At 61.5% G+C, this 15,131-nt stretch carries 14 protein-coding genes; 6 read left to right on the forward strand and 8 right to left on the reverse strand.

Annotated features, from left to right (window positions below; translation table 11 throughout):
* Nucleotides 1–43 precede the first annotated feature (43 nt).
* Genes dam through trpS form a run of 4 tightly spaced genes read left to right on the forward strand, consistent with a single transcriptional unit; the run spans nucleotide 44 to nucleotide 3,286 of the window.
* Entirely contained in the window at nucleotides 44–856 is an 813-nt protein-coding gene (gene dam / locus ACJ8OK_RS20410) for an adenine-specific DNA-methyltransferase (protein WP_004930319.1), read from the forward strand.
* A 51-nt stretch (nucleotides 857–907) separates the two neighbouring features.
* A complete protein-coding gene (rpe, locus tag ACJ8OK_RS20415) occupies nucleotides 908–1,585 on the forward strand; it encodes a ribulose-phosphate 3-epimerase (RefSeq protein WP_004930320.1) in 678 nt (225 codons plus the stop codon).
* Nucleotides 1,578–2,276 carry a phosphoglycolate phosphatase gene (locus tag ACJ8OK_RS20420; RefSeq protein WP_442530918.1) on the forward strand — a complete coding sequence of 233 codons (699 nt, stop codon included), beginning with the start codon at nucleotides 1,578–1,580 and terminating at the stop codon, nucleotides 2,274–2,276. Before rpe ends, ACJ8OK_RS20420 begins: the two co-directional genes overlap by 8 nt.
* 2 nt (nucleotides 2,277–2,278) lie before the next feature.
* A complete protein-coding gene (trpS, locus tag ACJ8OK_RS20425) occupies nucleotides 2,279–3,286 on the forward strand; it encodes a tryptophan--tRNA ligase (protein ID WP_004930324.1) in 1,008 nt (335 codons plus the stop codon).
* A 50-nt stretch (nucleotides 3,287–3,336) separates the two neighbouring features.
* On the opposite strand, the gene cysG is transcribed toward trpS, so the two are convergent.
* From cysG to nirB, 4 genes are read right to left on the reverse strand one after another with little or no spacing between them, the layout of a single operon-like run.
* A complete protein-coding gene (cysG, locus tag ACJ8OK_RS20430; RefSeq protein ID WP_033631919.1) occupies nucleotides 3,337–4,740 on the reverse strand; it encodes a siroheme synthase CysG in 1,404 nt (467 codons plus the stop codon).
* Nucleotides 4,741–4,790: 50 nt separating this feature from the next.
* Nucleotides 4,791–5,591, reverse strand: a complete 801-nt coding sequence (gene nirC / locus ACJ8OK_RS20435) for a nitrite transporter NirC (protein ID WP_021504771.1) — start codon at nucleotides 5,589–5,591, stop codon at nucleotides 4,791–4,793.
* 16 nt (nucleotides 5,592–5,607) lie between these two features.
* On the reverse strand, nucleotides 5,608–5,934 hold the full coding sequence (nirD, locus tag ACJ8OK_RS20440) for a nitrite reductase small subunit NirD (protein WP_015379293.1): 327 nt from the start codon (nucleotides 5,932–5,934) through the stop codon (nucleotides 5,608–5,610).
* Nucleotides 5,931–8,480, reverse strand: a complete 2,550-nt coding sequence (gene nirB, locus ACJ8OK_RS20445; protein WP_082997493.1) for a nitrite reductase large subunit NirB — start codon at nucleotides 8,478–8,480, stop codon at nucleotides 5,931–5,933. Before nirB ends, nirD begins: the two co-directional genes overlap by 4 nt.
* Before the next feature lie 303 nt (nucleotides 8,481–8,783).
* On the opposite strand from nirB, the gene ACJ8OK_RS20450 reads away from it, so the two are divergent.
* Nucleotides 8,784–10,052 carry a cytosine deaminase gene (locus tag ACJ8OK_RS20450; RefSeq protein ID WP_373365198.1) on the forward strand — a complete coding sequence of 423 codons (1,269 nt, stop codon included), beginning with the start codon at nucleotides 8,784–8,786 and terminating at the stop codon, nucleotides 10,050–10,052.
* Between the two features lie 54 nt (nucleotides 10,053–10,106).
* Here the strand turns inward: ACJ8OK_RS20450 and tsgA are convergent, their stop codons facing one another.
* The 4 genes from tsgA to ACJ8OK_RS20470 all read right to left on the reverse strand — a co-directional run bounded on the left by tsgA (nucleotide 10,107) and on the right by ACJ8OK_RS20470 (nucleotide 14,178).
* A complete protein-coding gene (tsgA, locus tag ACJ8OK_RS20455; protein ID WP_033631923.1) occupies nucleotides 10,107–11,291 on the reverse strand; it encodes an MFS transporter TsgA in 1,185 nt (394 codons plus the stop codon).
* 191 nt (nucleotides 11,292–11,482) lie between these two features.
* Entirely contained in the window at nucleotides 11,483–12,463 is a 981-nt protein-coding gene (locus ACJ8OK_RS20460; protein ID WP_004930339.1) for a LacI family DNA-binding transcriptional regulator, read from the reverse strand.
* A gap of 72 nt (nucleotides 12,464–12,535) precedes the next feature.
* On the reverse strand, nucleotides 12,536–13,843 hold the full coding sequence (locus ACJ8OK_RS20465) for a 6-phospho-beta-glucosidase (RefSeq protein ID WP_166730408.1): 1,308 nt from the start codon (nucleotides 13,841–13,843) through the stop codon (nucleotides 12,536–12,538).
* Entirely contained in the window at nucleotides 13,840–14,178 is a 339-nt protein-coding gene (locus ACJ8OK_RS20470; protein ID WP_004930342.1) for a PTS lactose/cellobiose transporter subunit IIA, read from the reverse strand. The genes ACJ8OK_RS20465 and ACJ8OK_RS20470 overlap by 4 nt, the downstream gene beginning before the upstream one ends.
* 353 nt (nucleotides 14,179–14,531) lie before the next feature.
* Here ACJ8OK_RS20470 and ppiA point away from each other — a divergent pair, with 353 nt between their 5' ends.
* Complete coding sequence (gene ppiA / locus ACJ8OK_RS20475) at nucleotides 14,532–15,101, forward strand: peptidylprolyl isomerase A (protein WP_015379288.1); 570 nt, start codon at nucleotides 14,532–14,534, stop codon at nucleotides 15,099–15,101.
* Nucleotides 15,102–15,131: the final 30 nt, after the last annotated feature.

The raw sequence follows: 15,131 nt of genomic DNA on the forward strand, positions 1-15,131 counted from the left end.
TACAATCCGCCGCTCTGAATTGTATAAGTAGCTAATTGACGGCATGAAGAAAAACCGCGCTTTTTTAAAATGGGCTGGTGGAAAATACCCGCTGGTAGATGAGATTCGTCGCCATCTGCCGGCGGGAGACTGCTTAATCGAGCCCTTCGTGGGTGCGGGATCCGTCTTTCTGAATACGGATTACGACGCCTACATTCTCGCCGACATCAATAGCGATCTTATCAACCTGTATAACATCGTTAAGCTGCGCACGGATGACTTCGTGCGCGATGCCCGCACGCTTTTCGCCGATGAATTCAATAACTCGGATCAGTTTTACCTGCTGCGAGAAGAGTTCAATACTAGTACCGAGCCTTACCGCCGGGCGCTGCTGTTCCTGTACCTGAACCGTCACTGCTATAACGGCCTGTGCCGCTATAACCTGCGCGGCGAGTTTAACGTGCCGTTTGGCCGGTACAAGAAACCGTACTTCCCGGAAGAAGAGCTCTACTGGTTTGCCGAAAAATCGCGCAATGCCACTTTTGTCTGCGAGCATTACCGCGATACCATGGCGAAGGCCGTGGCCGGTGCCGTGGTGTATTGCGATCCGCCTTACGCGCCGCTGTCGGCGACGGCGAATTTCACCGCTTACCACACCAACAGCTTCAGCATCGCCGATCAGCAGAGTTTGGCGCATCTGGCGCACCAGCTCTCGGTAGAGAGCCAGGTACCGGTATTGATCTCCAATCACGATACCGAGCTGACGCGCGACTGGTACCAGCATGCTGCGCTGTATGTGGTGAAAGCGCGCCGCACGATCAGCCGCAATATTCTCGGCCGCAGCAAAGTGAATGAGCTTTTGGCGCTGTATCGCTAAGCCGGGGGCACCCCGGCGCATAACAACTCGACCCTACGTTTGGAGAAGCGGATGAAAAAGTTTTTGATTGCCCCGTCCATTCTGTCGGCAGATTTTGCCCGGTTAGGTGAAGATACCGCTAACGTGCTGGCCGCAGGCGGCGACGTGGTGCACTTCGACGTCATGGACAACCACTACGTGCCCAATCTGACCATCGGTCCGATGGTGTGCGAAGCGCTGCGCAACTACGGCATTACCGCGCCGATTGACGTGCATCTGATGGTCAAGCCGGTAGATCGCATCGTGCCAGATTTCGCCAAGGCCGGCGCGTCTTATATCTCTTTCCACCCCGAAGCTTCCGAACATGTCGATCGCACCATTCAGCTGATCAAAGAGCACGGTTGTAAGGCCGGCCTGGTGTTCAACCCGGCGACGCCGCTAAGCTACCTCGATTACGTGATGGATAAAATTGACGTGATCCTGCTGATGTCGGTCAACCCGGGCTTCGGCGGCCAGTCGTTTATCCACGGCACTCTGGACAAGCTGCGCCAGGTACGCAAACTGATCGACGACAGCGGTCGCGATATCCGCCTGGAAGTCGACGGCGGGGTGAAAGTGGATAACATCGCCGAAATCGCCGCCGCAGGCGCCGATATGTTCGTCGCCGGTTCCGCCATCTTTGGCCAGCCGGACTACCGCAAGGTGATTGACGAAATGCGCAGCGAGCTGGCGAAGGTTACCCATGGCTGATTTCGGCGCGATCCGCGCATTGGCCTTCGATCTGGACGGCACGCTGGTCGACAGCGCGCTGGGTCTGGCGGCCGCCATCGATATGGCGCTGGAAGAGACGGGCCTGCCGCAAGCGGGTGAGGAGCGGGTCGGCACCTGGATCGGCAACGGCGCCGACGTGCTGGTGCAGCGCGCGCTGCGTTGGGCGGAGGCGGAAGGCTCGCCGGAGCAGTGCAGCCGGCTGCGTGAACGCTTCGACCATTTCTACGCGCAGACCGTCGACAGCGGCAGCCGTCTGTTCCCACAGGTGCAAGAGACGCTGGCCCGCCTGGCCGCGCACGGTTACCCGATGGCGCTGGTGACCAACAAGCCGACGCCGTTCGTGGCGCCGCTGCTGGCATCGTTGGGCATTGGCGACTATTTCTCGCTGGTGATCGGCGGCGACGACGTGACGGAAAAGAAACCGCACCCGGCACCGTTGTACCTGGTGCTCGGCAAGCTTGGCCTGCGCGCGCATGAACTGCTGTTCGTCGGCGACTCACGCAACGATATTCAAGCCGCGCAGGGCGCCGGTTGCCCGAGCGTCGGCTTTACCTACGGTTATAACTACGGCGAATCGATCGCCCTGAGCCACCCCGATCGGGTGTTGGAGCGCTTCGCCGATTTGTTGCCCGCTCTTGGGCTGTCATCTTTAGAGAATCAGGAAATTTAAACATGAGTAAGCCCATCGTATTTAGCGGCGCGCAGCCGTCCGGCGAACTGACCATCGGCAACTACATGGGTGCGCTGCGTCAGTGGGTGCAGATGCAGGACGACTACGACTGCATCTATTGCATCGTCGATCTGCATGCCATCACCGTGCGCCAGGACGCCGAGAAGCTGCGCAAGGCCACGCTGGATACGCTGGCGCTGTACCTGGCCTGCGGTATCGATCCGGAAAAAAGCACCATCTTCGTGCAGTCGCACGTGCCTGAGCACACGCAGCTGAGCTGGGTGCTGAACTGTTACACCTATTTCGGCGAACTGAGCCGCATGACGCAGTTCAAGGACAAATCCGCGCGCTACGCGGAGAACATCAACGCCGGGCTGTTCAGCTATCCGGTGCTGATGGCGGCGGACATCCTGCTGTATCAAACCAACCAGGTGCCGGTGGGCGAAGATCAGAAACAGCACCTGGAGCTGAGCCGCGACGTGGGCCAGCGTTTCAACGCGCTGTACGGCGACGTGTTCAAAGTGCCGGAGCCGTTTATTCCTAAATCCGGCGCGCGCGTGATGTCGCTGCAGGAGCCGACCAAGAAGATGTCCAAGTCGGACGACAACCGCAACAACGTGATTGGCCTGCTGGAAGATCCGAAAGCGGTGACCAAGAAGATCAAACGCGCAATGACCGACTCGGAAGAGCCGCCTGTCGTGCGTTACGACGTGGTCAACAAGGCGGGCGTCTCCAACCTGTTGGATATCCTCGCCGGCGTGACCGGCAAGAGCATCGCGCAGTTGGAAGCCGAGTTTGAAGGCCAGATGTACGGCCACCTGAAAGGCGCGGTGGCGGAAGCCGTCTCCGGCATGCTGGCTGAGCTGCAGGAGCGCTACCACCGTTTCCGCAACGACGAAGCCTATCTGCAGCAGGTCATGCGCGACGGCGCCGCCAAGGCCCGCGCACGCGCGCAGGAAACGCTGGCGAAGGTCTATCAGGCCGTCGGTTTCGTACCGCCGCAGGCGTAACGCCGGCGCAAATAAAAAAGCGGCCTAAGGCCGCTTTTTTTACGTCGGTATTATGCCATTTGCGCCAGGCTGGCGGGCGATTCCTCGCTGGCGAACCAATTGAGCTTGCTGCGCAGGCTGACCACGCTGCCGACGATGATCAGGCTGGGGCTGGCGGCCTGCAGGGACAAGGCGCCCAGTTGGTGGAGCTCGCCTTCGATCACCCGCTGGCGGCAAGAGGTGCCGTTTTCCACCAGCGCCACCGGCGTGGCGGCCGGCAGTCCGTTCGCGATCAGCCGGCGCTGGATTTCCGCCGCTTGCGACAGCCCCATATAGAACACCAGCGTCTGTTGCCCGGCGGCCAGCGTCGCCCAGTCCAATCCACCGTCGGCCTTGGCGTGGCCGGTCACCAGGCGGACGCTCTGCGCATGGTCGCGGTGGGTGAGCGGGATGCCGCTGTAGGCGGAACAGCCGGAGGCGGCGGTAATGCCCGGCACCACCGAGAACGGCACGTTGGCGTCCGCCAGCGTCTCCAGCTCTTCGCCGCCGCGGCCGAAGATAAAGGGATCGCCACCCTTCAGTCGTACCACGCGTTTGCCTTGCAGCGCTTGCTGCAGCAGAATTTGGTTGATCTGTTCCTGCGGCACGCAGTGGTGCCCGGCGCGTTTGCCGACGAAGATGCGCTCGGCGTCGCGGCGCACCAGCGCCATGATCTCTTCGGAGACCAGCCGGTCGTAAACCACCACGTCGGCCTGCTGGATCTGTTGCAGCCCTTTCAGCGTCAGCAAACCGGCATCGCCCGGCCCGGCGCCGACCAGCACCACTTCACCGCGATCTGCCGGCTGTTCGCTGAACAGTTGCTCGAGCTGGCGTTCGGCCAGCGCGGCGTCGCCGTTGGCCAGCGATTGCGCCAGCCGATCGTGAGCGAACAACCGTTCCCAGAAGCGACGGCGTGCGCCGAGGCCGCTGAAGCGTTGTTTTACCCGCTGCCGCAGCGAGCCGCCCAGTTGGGCCAGCTTGCCGAGGTGCTGCGGCAGCATTGCTTCCAGCTTCTCGCGCAGCAGCCGCGCCAACACCGGCGCTTTGCCGCCGGAGGACACCGCCACCATGATCGGCGAACGGTCGATAATCGACGGCATGATAAAGCTGGCGCGTTTCGGGTCGTCGACCACGTTGCAGAATACCCGCTGCTGGTTGGCGCATTGGTACACCCGCGCGTTGACCTCCAGCCGGTCAGTGGCGGCGATCACCAGCCATTTTTCCGCCAGCAGGGCCGGGCTGAATTCGCCCTCGGCCAGCGTCACCAGGCCTTCTTCCGCCCATTGGCGGAACTGCGGGGTGAAGTCCAGGGCGTTGACGGTCAGCGCCGCGCCGGCGTCCAGCAGCAGGCGCGCTTTGCGTTCGGCGATTTCGCCGCCGCCGACCAGCAGGCAGGCTTTGTGTTGCAGTTGGCAGAAAATCGGCAGGTAATCCATCGGCACTCCTCGGGGTCATCAGGGTGGGGGCGAAAGGCGCCCCCGAAAACTCAGGCGGTCTGACGTGCGGCGGCTTTCGCCGCCTGCGGGCGTTCGGCGCGCGGCGTGGCGTACCAATACCCCAGGCCCATCAGCACCGAGCCGGAAAGGATATTGCCCAGCGTCACCCACAGCAGGTTGTGGCCGATGCCGGCGAGGGTGTAGGCCTCGCTGTGGTTGCCGAACCAGGAGAGGGCGAACAGCGTCATGTTGGCGACGGAGTGTTCGTAACCCGAGGCGATAAAGGCCAGCAGGCACCACCAAATGGCGATGAACCTGGCGGCGCCTTCAACGCGGATCGCCATCCAAATCGCCAGACAAACCAGCCAGTTGCACAGCACGCCCTTGAAGAACAGCACCTCGGCCGGCGCGGTGGTTTTCGCCAACGCGGCGCTGTGTACCAGGCTGGTATCCACCGGCAGCAGGCTGCCGCCGCCGTAGTAATACATCAGCGCCACCAGCACCGAGCCGAGCAGGTTGCCGAGCCAGGTTTGCGGCAGCACCGCCCACATCTGGCTTTGGCGGATGGTGCCGGCCTTGACGCCGAGCGTCAGGAACATCGTATGGCCGGTGAACAGCTCGGAACCGGCGATGATCACCAGCGTCAGCGCGATGCCGAAGGTGGCGCCCATCACCAGCGGCCGTATGCTTGGGTCGACCAGGTTGCCGAGGGTGAAGATCAGGATGATGCCGAGGCCGACGTAGGCGCCCGCCATCGCCGAACTGATCCAAAAGCCGAGCGGGCTCTCCTTCGCCAGGCGGACGATGCGCGCCGCGTTGGCGGCGCATTTGTTGATCGTATCGGTAAACATGTTGCCTCCCGAAAGGTTATGCCGCGACTTGCACGATGCCGTCGACCACCCGGCTGGTGAAGCTGGCGACGGAACGACTGTCATCTTCCAGACAGTGGCCGTCGTACAGGCGGAAACGCTGTTTCTTCAGCGGGCTGGCGACCCACAATTCGCCCTGATGTTCGGCGATGAGGCCGCGCGACAGCACGCTGGCCTGGGCGAACGGGTCGATATTGCTGATGGCGAACACCTGTTCGTCGGCATAGGGGCGGAACACCGCCACCTGCCGATCGCCGATCAGGGCGCACACGCCGGTGCCGGGCAGAATGTCGGCGACGGGACAAACGGTAATCCACTGGCTCATGCGTGACTCTCCTCGGTATCGATCAGGGTGACGGGAATGCGCTCGTCCGGGCGCGCCGGGCGGTGCTGGTCGCGTTCGGCCACCACCTGCACGTTCGGATCGCGCAGCGGGCTGTTGATGAAGTGGGCGAAGCGCAGCTGCGTTTCCGGGTGCTCGACGGTCTCTTTCCATTCGCAGACCACCGCGTCGCGCAGGCGGGCGATCTCGGCTTCCAACTGCGCGTTGATGCCGAGCTTGTCGTCGACGATCACCTTGCGCAGGTAATCGATGCCACCTTCCAGGCTCTCCAGCCACACCGAGGTGCGCTGCAGCTTATCGGCGGTGCGGATATAGAACATCATGAAGCGGTCGAGGTAGCGCACCAGGGTCTCGCGATCGAGATCGGCGGCCAGCAGATCGGCGTGGCGCGGTTTCATGCCGCCGTTGCCGCAGACATACAGGTTCCAGCCGTTCTCGGTGGCGATGATGCCGACGTCCTTGCCCTGCGCTTCGGCGCATTCACGGGTGCAGCCCGAGACGCCGAACTTCATTTTGTGCGGGGTGCGGATGCCTTTGTAACGGTGCTCCAGCGTGACGCCGAAGCCGACGCTGTCGCCGACGCCGTAGCGGCACCAGGTGCTGCCGACGCAGGTTTTCGCCATGCGCAGCGCCTTGGCGTATGCGTGGCCGGTTTCAAAGCCGGCGGCGAGCAGCTTGCGCCAGATGGCCGGCAGGTCGTCTTTCTGTGCGCCGAACATGCCGATGCGCTGCGAACCGGTCATTTTGGTGTAGAGGTTGTACTCCTTGGCGATTTGGCCGATGGCCAGCAGGCCGTCCGGGGTGATTTCGCCGCCGGCGGAGCGCGGGATCACCGAATAGGTGCCGTCTTTCTGGATATTGCCGAGGAAGTTGTCGTTGGTATCCTGCAGCGGCGTATGCTGCGGCTTGAGGATGTACTCGTTCCAGCAAGAAGCCAGCAACGAGCCGACGGTTGGCTTACAGACTTCGCAGCCGTAGCCTTTGCCGTATTTGGTCAGCAGCGCCTCGAACGACTTGATGCCTTCGACGCGGATCAGGTGGAACAGCTCCTGGCGCGAATAGGCGAAGTGTTCGCACAGGTGATGGTTGACCTCGATGCCTTGCTTGCTCAGCTCGGCGTTCAGCACCTGGGTGAGCAGCGGGATGCAGCCGCCGCAGCCGGTGCCGGCCTTGGTTTCGGCCTTCAGCGCCGCCACGGTGTGGCAGCCTTTGTTGACCGCCTGAATGATGTCGCCTTTGCTGACGTCGAAGCAGGAGCAGATCTGCGCGCTTTCCGGCAGCGAATCCACGCCGATGGCCGGTTTGCTGCCCGCATGGGCCGGCAGGATCAGGCCGTCCGGATTTTCCGGCAGCGCGATGCCGTTCAACGCCAACTGCAGCAGGTTGCCATAATCGCTGGTGTCGCCCACCAGCACCGCGCCGAGCAGGGTTTTGTTGTCGGCGCTGACGATGAGGCGTTTGTAGACTTCTTTGCTTTCATCCAGATAGACGTAGCTGCGGGCGCCCTCGGTGCGGCCGTGGGCATCGCCGATGCCGCCGACGTCTACGCCCAGCAGCTTCAGCTTGGCGCTCATGTCGGCGCCCTGGAAGCCGTTTTCGCGGTTCAGCAGGTGATCGGCGGCCACCTGCGCCATTTTGTAACCCGGCGCCACCAGGCCGAAGGTGCGATCGCGCCAGGCGGCGCACTCCCCGATGGCGTACACGTCCGGATCAGACGTCTGGCAGCTGTCGTTGATGGCGATGCCACCGCGGCGGCCAATCTCCAGCCCGCACTGGCGCGCCAGCTTGTCCTGGGCGCGGATGCCGGTGGAGAACACGATGAAATCCACTTCCAGCAGGCTGCCGTCGGCGAAATGCAGGGTTTTGCGCGCCGTGCCGCCGCCGTTGACGATCTCCTGGGTGTTTTTGCCGGTGTGTACCTTGACGCCCATGCGCTCGATCTTGCGGCGCAGCTGGTCACCGCCCATCGGGTCGAGCTGTTCGGCCATCAGCACCGGAGCGAACTCGATCACGTGCGTTTCCACCCCCAGGCTTTTCAGCGCGCCGGCGGCTTCCAGCCCCAGCAGCCCGCCGCCGACTACCGCGCCGCGCTTGCTGCGGCGCGCGCAGGCTTCGATGGCGTTCAGGTCTTCGATGGTGCGGTAAACGAAGCAGTCCTGGCTATCCGAGCCTTTAATCGGCGGGATCCACGGGTAAGAGCCGGTGGCCATGATCAGCTTGTCGTAATAAACGGTGCGGCCGGTGTTGGAGTGGATGACCTTCTCGTCGCGATTGATGGTGATAGCGCGCTCGCCGATCAGCACCTTCACGCCGTGTTTTTCGTAAAAGCCTTCGCGCACCAGCGACAGCTCTTCGGCGGTGTGGTGCGAGAAGTAGGAGGAAAGGTGCACGCGATCGTAAGCGATGCGCGGCTCTTCGCAAAATACGGTGATGTCGAATTGGTCTTTGTCTGCTTTATCCAACAGATCTTCGATGAACCGGTGGCCGACCATGCCATTGCCGACGACGGCAAGTTTGACTCTGCTCATTATTGCCTCAAAATTCGGGTTTCCTAGGCTTACCTTATCCCTCCCGATGAGCAATTTATTGATGCAAATCAATCACACTCCCATATACCTCTAACGTGGTATATGGATGATTTTTCACGTTTTTTGATAAGTTGCGGATTTTATTCACCTTTAGCTGAAGCGAGTCAGTTTGCATGCAAATTACCCCGCAGGGAGTAAACGCAGGGGGTAGGCATGAAGCGGTGACTTTGTCAGCGCGATCCGCTGCCAGTATGATGAAGAAAACCAGCGCAACGGCAGAGGTGAAGGGTGGCGAAACGTCCATTGAAGTTTATCGATAACCTGCGTTTAAGCGGGCATGAAGGGTTGTGGCAACTGGCGATCGAGCAGGGGCGCATCGCGCATCTGGTGCCGCAACCGGAAGGGCTGGAGTGGCGCAGCGACGTGTTGGATGCGCAGGGCGGGCTGGCGCTGCCGGCGTTCGTCGAACCGCATATCCACCTGGATACCACGCAAACCGCCGGTCAGCCGGCCTGGAACCAGTCCGGCACGCTGTTCGAGGGCATTGAGCGCTGGGCCGAACGCAAGGCGCTGTTGACTCATGAAGACGTCAAGCAGCGCGCCTGGCAAACGCTCAAGTGGCAGATCGCCAACGGCGTGCAGTATGTGCGCACCCACATCGACGTTTCCGATCCTACGCTGACCGCGCTGCGCGCCATGCTGGAGGTGAAACGGGAGGTGGCGCCTTGGGTGACGCTGCAGATCGTCGCCTTCCCGCAGGAGGGGATCCTCTCTTATCCCAACGGCGAAGCGCTGCTTGAAGAGGCGCTGCGGCTGGGGGCCGACGTGGTGGGCGCCATTCCGCACTTCGAATTCACCCGCGAATACGGCGTGGAGTCGCTGCATAAGGCGTTCGCGCTGGCGCAAAAATACGATCGGCTGGTGGACGTGCACTGCGACGAGATAGACGACGAGCAATCGCGCTTCGTCGAAACCGTGGCGGCGCTGGCGCTGAAGCTGGAGATGGGGGCGAAAGTCACCGCCAGCCACACCACGGCGATGCACTCTTACAACGGCGCTTACGCCTCGCGGCTGTTCCGCCTGCTGAAAATGTCCGGCATCAACTTTGTCGCCAATCCGCTGGTGAACATTCACCTGCAGGGGCGTTTCGACAGCTATCCGAAACGGCGCGGCGTGACGCGGGTGAAGGAGATGCTGGAGGCGGAGATCAACGTCTGCTTTGGCCACGACGACGTGTTCGATCCCTGGTATCCGCTCGGCACCGCCAACATGCTGCAGGTGCTGCATATGGGGCTGCACGTGTGCCAGCTGATGGGCTATGGCCAGATCGACGATGGGCTGAAGCTGATCACCCACCACAGTGCGCGCACCCTTAATCTCAGCGACTATGGCCTGGCGGCCGGCAACAGCGCCAACCTGGTGATCCTGCCGGCGGAAAGCGGTTTCGACGCGGTGCGCCGCCAGACGCCGGTGCGTTATTCGATTCGCCAGGGGGCGGTGATCGCCGAAACGCGGCCGGCGGAAACCACGCTGCATTTGCAGCAGGATGAGACGGTGGATTTTCGGCGCTAAGGCGCAAAAAAAGGGCGCCTTACGGGCGCCCTTGATGTATTTGATGCGAAAAAATCAGTGCGTCACGTGACCGTGGCTGCGGTGCTTGGTCACGAAGCCCAGCAGCAGACACATCACGAACACCGCCAGGTACAGGCCGTTGGCGGTAGTCAGCGCCGCGTGCGCGCCGCCTTTCGCCACGATCGGGCCGGTGACCACGAAGGTCAGCATGGTGCCGATGGTGCCGCAGGTCAGGATAAAGTTGACCAGCTTCGGCGAGGAGACCTTGGTCTGCAGCGAGCCGAGGGTGATCAGCGTGGTGTAGATGGCGCTGGAAACGAAGCCCAGGGCCATGATGTAGTAGCCCAGGTGTTCCGGATTGTCGGTGCTGACGAACAGGTACATCGCGCCGGTAGCCAGCGCGGCCAGTACGGTAACGATGCGCTGCAGATCGAAGAAGCGCAGGATGAAGCTGAACACCCACATGCCGACCATGTAAGAGGTCCAGAAGTCGCTCACCAGCTTACCGGCCTGGCCGATGTCCATGTTGAACGACTTGGTGGCGTACTCAGGCACCCACTGAATGAAGCCCAGCTGGCCGAGGATGTAGCACAGCGCGGCGATCGACAGGAACAGCACGCCGACGCCCCATTTTTCTTTCTCGACCGGTTGACCGGCATCGGCGCCTTTCTTGCCCAGCACCGGGAATTCGGAGCACAGGGTCAGCACGAAGATCGCCACGTACAGCAGGCCGATGCAGGCGTAAACCCAGTACCAGCCGATATGGCGAGCCAGCAGCATCGCGGCGACGATCGGGAAGATCATCCCGGCCATGCTGAAGAAGGAATCGGTGAACAACAGGCGCGAACCGCGCTGGCGGCCGGCATACATGTGGGTGATCAGGAAGGTGCCGATCGACATGGTGATACCGCTAACCACGCCAAGGATAAACATGCACAGCGAGAACATGGTCAGGCTCTTGCCGAGCATCAGCCCTGCGACCGCCAGCACCATCAGGACAAAGCCGAAGATCAACTGACGCTTCAGCGGGATGATTTCCATCAGCCAGGCATTGAGGAAGATCGAAATCAAAATACCGGCGTTGAGGAAAGTAAAGGTGTTACTCATGCTGGAAACCGGCAGATTAAAGTACTCTGCAATGTTTCCCATCACCATCCCTGTGACGATCACTAAAGCACCGGTCAGCGCGTACGAAAAGAAGCTGATCCAGGTAAGCCGTATGCGGTTACTGTCATTCATTGTATAGGCCTGAATATGTCTGTTAGAGGTTTTAACGCTGGCATAAGGCCGCTGGCTTTTCCTGGCAAACGCAGAAAAAAGTCCCGATCAGGCCACCAGGGGGCGGATCCTAGCACAGACAACGGGATTTTTTGTGATGGTTGTCGATTTTTTGATGCAACCTATGAAGGGAGGGTACGCATTATTGTGATCTATTTGCGTACCGTCACAATGGAATCACGGTTGACGATCGTCGGTTCAAATTGGTGCGCCGGGGTGGTGGGGTCGATCAGCCTGCGCGCCGCGTATTGGGCCATCTCGCTGATGGGAAAATGTACGCTGCTCAACGCCGGGCGTACAAAAGGCGCGCGTTCGCCGCTGTCGTAACAGATCAAGGAGATATCCTGCGGCACCCGCAGGCGGTGCTCGTTGATCGCCAGCAGCGCGCCGATCGCCATCTCTTCGTTGCAGCAGTAGATGGCGCTGGGCCGTGCGGCTTGCTGCAGCAGGCGATCGGCGCAGCGGTAACCGCTTTCCAGATCGTAAACGCCCTCCAGACAGGCCACCGGCTCGATATTCGCCGCCTGCATCGCCTCTTCAAACCCTTGCAGCCGCAGGCGGCTCGACGGCCGCTCGCGCGGCCCGCTGATGCAGGCGATGCGCCGGTGCCCGGCATCGAGCAACTGCTGGGTCGCCATGCGGCTGGCGAGCGGGTGATCGAAGGTGACGCAGCGGTCTTCCAGCCCCGGCACCAGCCGATCGAGCAACACGAAATGACGTTGCTCCGCCGCCAGCTGGCGCAGCCGATCGTCGCTGAGAAAACGCACGTGCAGGATCACGCCGTCGCAGCGCAGGCTGAACAGCCGCTGCACCGCCTGCCATTCGTTTTCGGCGCTGTTGCGTCCCTGGGTCACCAGCAGCTGCTTGCCGTGGGATTCGGCCTCGGTCTGCACGAAGTCCATCAGCGCGCCGAAGAAGCCGCCGCGATACGACGTGGTCACCAGCCCGAGGGTATTGCTGTGGCTGGAGGCGAGCGCGCGGGCCGCCGGGTTGGGGGTGTAACCGAGCTGGGCGACAGCGCGTTCAACCTTCTCGCGGGTCGGCGCTTTGACGTTGCTGTCGCCGTTCACTACCCGCGATACGGTGGCGCGCGATACGCCCGCCAGCGCCGCGACATCTTCCAGTGTCACCATCGTCCAACTCCTGATTACGGATAAAAAAATGGGTTCGGCGCGCCGAACCCCTGTCATACCGTGCGCAGGCGCTTACCTGAACTGCGGCAAATACGGCGCGTTTATTGTCAACACCTCGTCCAGCAACGGCTGCGCCAGGTTGGCGTTGCCCACCAGCGGATTGGCGATCAGCGCCAGCAAGCCGCTGCGGCGATCGCCGTGCACCGCGGCCTCGATGGTCAGGCGTTCGTAGGCTTTCACCTGCTGCGTCAGCGCCTGCATCGGCTCCGACAGCGGGCCGAACGTCAGCGGATGCGCGCCTTGGGCATCGACGATACAGTTGATTTCTATCACAGCATCGTCCGGCAGGCCATGGATTGCGCCGCGGTTTGCGGTGTTGACCACTAATTGCGTGCCGAGATTATTATGGATAGCACGAATCAGCTCCAGCGCAACCTCGGAATAGAAAGAACCGCCGCGGAAGCTGAGCTGTTCCGGTTTCGTGTTCAGCTGCGGATCGGCATACAGCTCGAACAGCTCTTTTTCTACCTGCATCACCTGCTCGGCGCGGGTGCCGCGCTCGCCGGCGGCGGCCATCTCTTCCGCCAGCATCTCGCGGGTCTGGTAAAAATAGCGGTGGTACGGGCAGGGGATCGCGCCGAGCGCGCGCAGGAAGTCCGGCTGCCAGGGCTCTTCCTTGATGTTGTTCATGGTCAGCGCCGCGCCGTCGCACAGCATGTCGATCACTTTGCCGGTGACGTCGCGCCCCTGCTGCGTGACCTGATGCACCCAGACCATGTGGTTCAGGCCGGCGAACCGCAGCTGCACGTCGGCGTAAGGCGCCTGCAGCATGTTGGCGATCATGTGATGCATGCTGATCGGCACGTTGCACAGGCCGATGATCTTCGCTTTGGTAAAGCGAGACACCGCCTCGGTGACGATACCGGCCGGGTTGGTGAAGTTGATGATCCAGGCGTCCGGCGCCAGCTTTTCCACCCGACGGGCGATATCCAGCATCACCGGAATGGTGCGCAGCGCTTTGGCGAAGCCGCCGACGCCGGTGGTCTCCTGGCCGAGCAGCTGGTATTTGAGGCCCAGCCGTTCGTCGGCGGCGCGCGCCGGCAGTTGCCCGACACGGAACTGGGTCAGCACGAAAGCGGCGCCGCGAATGGCGTCGTCCAGCGCGAAGTGCACGCTGACCTTCACCTGTTCCAGCCCATGGCGCGCCAGCATGCGGCGCGTCAGGGCGGCGATGGTTTCCACTTTTTGGCGGCCTGGCTCGACGTCCACCAGCGCTAGTTCGGTGACCGGCAGCTCCTCGATGCGCTGGATCAGCCCATCGACCAGCTCGGGAGTGTAGCTGCTGCCGCCGCCAATCACGGCGATTTTGAGCGTGCTCATGGGCGGCCCTCCGTCAGCGACTGACGGCGATAGAGCTCGATCATGTCGTCGGCCAGATCCTGGATCACCATGGCGTTCATCAGATGATCCTGCGCATGTACCGTGATCAGGTTGATCGCCAGCTTGCCGCAGCCTTCGTCCAGGCCGATCAGCTCGGTCTGGATCAGGTGCGCTTTCTTCACCCACTCTTTGGATTCGGCCATGTGTTTGGCTGCGGCGGCGAAGTCGCCGGCGCGCGCTTGTCGCAACGCCATCAACGCATTGCTGCGCGCGCTGCCGGAGAACACCAGCAGTTCCATGATGGTGCTTTCAAACTCGGGGCTGACTTCAGTCATCAATTCACTCACGTCATTTCTCCAGGGGTTGCGCGGCGATGCCGCCGTGGGATGCTTCAATATCCGTTCTTTTTATAATGAGAGCGCTCTCATTTATATAGAGTAACGACAATGCGTGTGCAAACTGGGAGGCAGATCGCAAAAACCGCCCCGGGGCGGCACGGGGCAAAAAATGCGTGATGCGGTTGGCAAAAAAGCCTTCTGCGCCCATACTTTCCGCAGCAAAATTCAGGGCCGCCTAGGATATGTCCCGTAATTGGGTAAATATAGGTAAATGGCTGGCACTTGCCGATACAGCTCTTTAGAATCAAAGCGCTTTTCCGTTGTTTGTCTCTCAGAGAAAGGACCCGTTAATGTTCAAACGTACTTTAGTGACCTTCGTCGCGCTGTGTTCCCTGTCCGCAGTGGCACCAGCCGCACTCGCCGCCGGTGAGACCCATGTCATGCTGACGACCTCGGCGGGGAATATCGAATTGGCGCTCGACAGCCAGAAGGCACCGGTTTCCACCCAGAACTTCGTCGATTACGTGAACAGCGGGTACTACAACAACACCATTTTCCACCGCGTGATCCCGGGCTTCATGATCCAGGGCGGCGGTTTCACCGCTGACATGCAGCAAAAATCCACCAAGGCGCCGATCAAGAACGAAGCCGACAACGGCCTGCGCAACCTGCGCGGCACCATCTCGATGGCGCGCACCGCCGACAAGGACAGCGCCACCAGCCAGTTCTTCCTGAACGTGGCGGATAACGCCTTCCTGGATCACGGCCAGCGCGACTTCGGCTACGCGGTGTTCGGCAAAGTGGTGAAAGGTATGGACGTCGTGGACAAGATCGCTCAGGTGCCGACCGGCAACGTCGGCCCTTACCAGAATGTGCCGACCAAGCCGGTGGTGATTCTGTCGGCCAAGGTGCTGCCGTAAATTTTTTGGCCGATCCCGCCGGGGTCGGCC

This window comes from Serratia sp. CY71090, from assembly GCF_052166845.1.
Classification (GTDB): domain Bacteria; phylum Pseudomonadota; class Gammaproteobacteria; order Enterobacterales; family Enterobacteriaceae; genus Serratia; species Serratia nematodiphila.

Excerpts from the sequence above, each read along its gene's own strand:
- dam (WP_004930319.1), top strand. The coding sequence starts at position 44 with ATGAAGAAAAACCGCGCTTTTTTAAAATGGGCTGGTGGAAAATACCCG.
- rpe (WP_004930320.1), top strand. The coding sequence starts at position 908 with ATGAAAAAGTTTTTGATTGCCCCGTCCATTCTGTCGGCAGATTTTGCC.
- ACJ8OK_RS20420 (WP_442530918.1), top strand. The coding sequence starts at position 1,578 with ATGGCTGATTTCGGCGCGATCCGCGCATTGGCCTTCGATCTGGACGGC.
- trpS (WP_004930324.1), top strand. The coding sequence starts at position 2,279 with ATGAGTAAGCCCATCGTATTTAGCGGCGCGCAGCCGTCCGGCGAACTG.
- cysG (WP_033631919.1), bottom strand. The coding sequence starts at position 4,740 with ATGGATTACCTGCCGATTTTCTGCCAACTGCAACACAAAGCCTGCCTG.
- nirC (WP_021504771.1), bottom strand. The coding sequence starts at position 5,591 with ATGTTTACCGATACGATCAACAAATGCGCCGCCAACGCGGCGCGCATC.
- nirD (WP_015379293.1), bottom strand. The coding sequence starts at position 5,934 with ATGAGCCAGTGGATTACCGTTTGTCCCGTCGCCGACATTCTGCCCGGC.
- nirB (WP_082997493.1), bottom strand. The coding sequence starts at position 8,480 with ATGAGCAGAGTCAAACTTGCCGTCGTCGGCAATGGCATGGTCGGCCAC.
- tsgA (WP_033631923.1), bottom strand. The coding sequence starts at position 11,291 with ATGAATGACAGTAACCGCATACGGCTTACCTGGATCAGCTTCTTTTCG.
- ACJ8OK_RS20460 (WP_004930339.1), bottom strand. The coding sequence starts at position 12,463 with ATGGTGACACTGGAAGATGTCGCGGCGCTGGCGGGCGTATCGCGCGCC.
- ACJ8OK_RS20465 (WP_166730408.1), bottom strand. The coding sequence starts at position 13,843 with ATGAGCACGCTCAAAATCGCCGTGATTGGCGGCGGCAGCAGCTACACT.
- ACJ8OK_RS20470 (WP_004930342.1), bottom strand. The coding sequence starts at position 14,178 with ATGACTGAAGTCAGCCCCGAGTTTGAAAGCACCATCATGGAACTGCTG.
- ppiA (WP_015379288.1), top strand. The coding sequence starts at position 14,532 with ATGTTCAAACGTACTTTAGTGACCTTCGTCGCGCTGTGTTCCCTGTCC.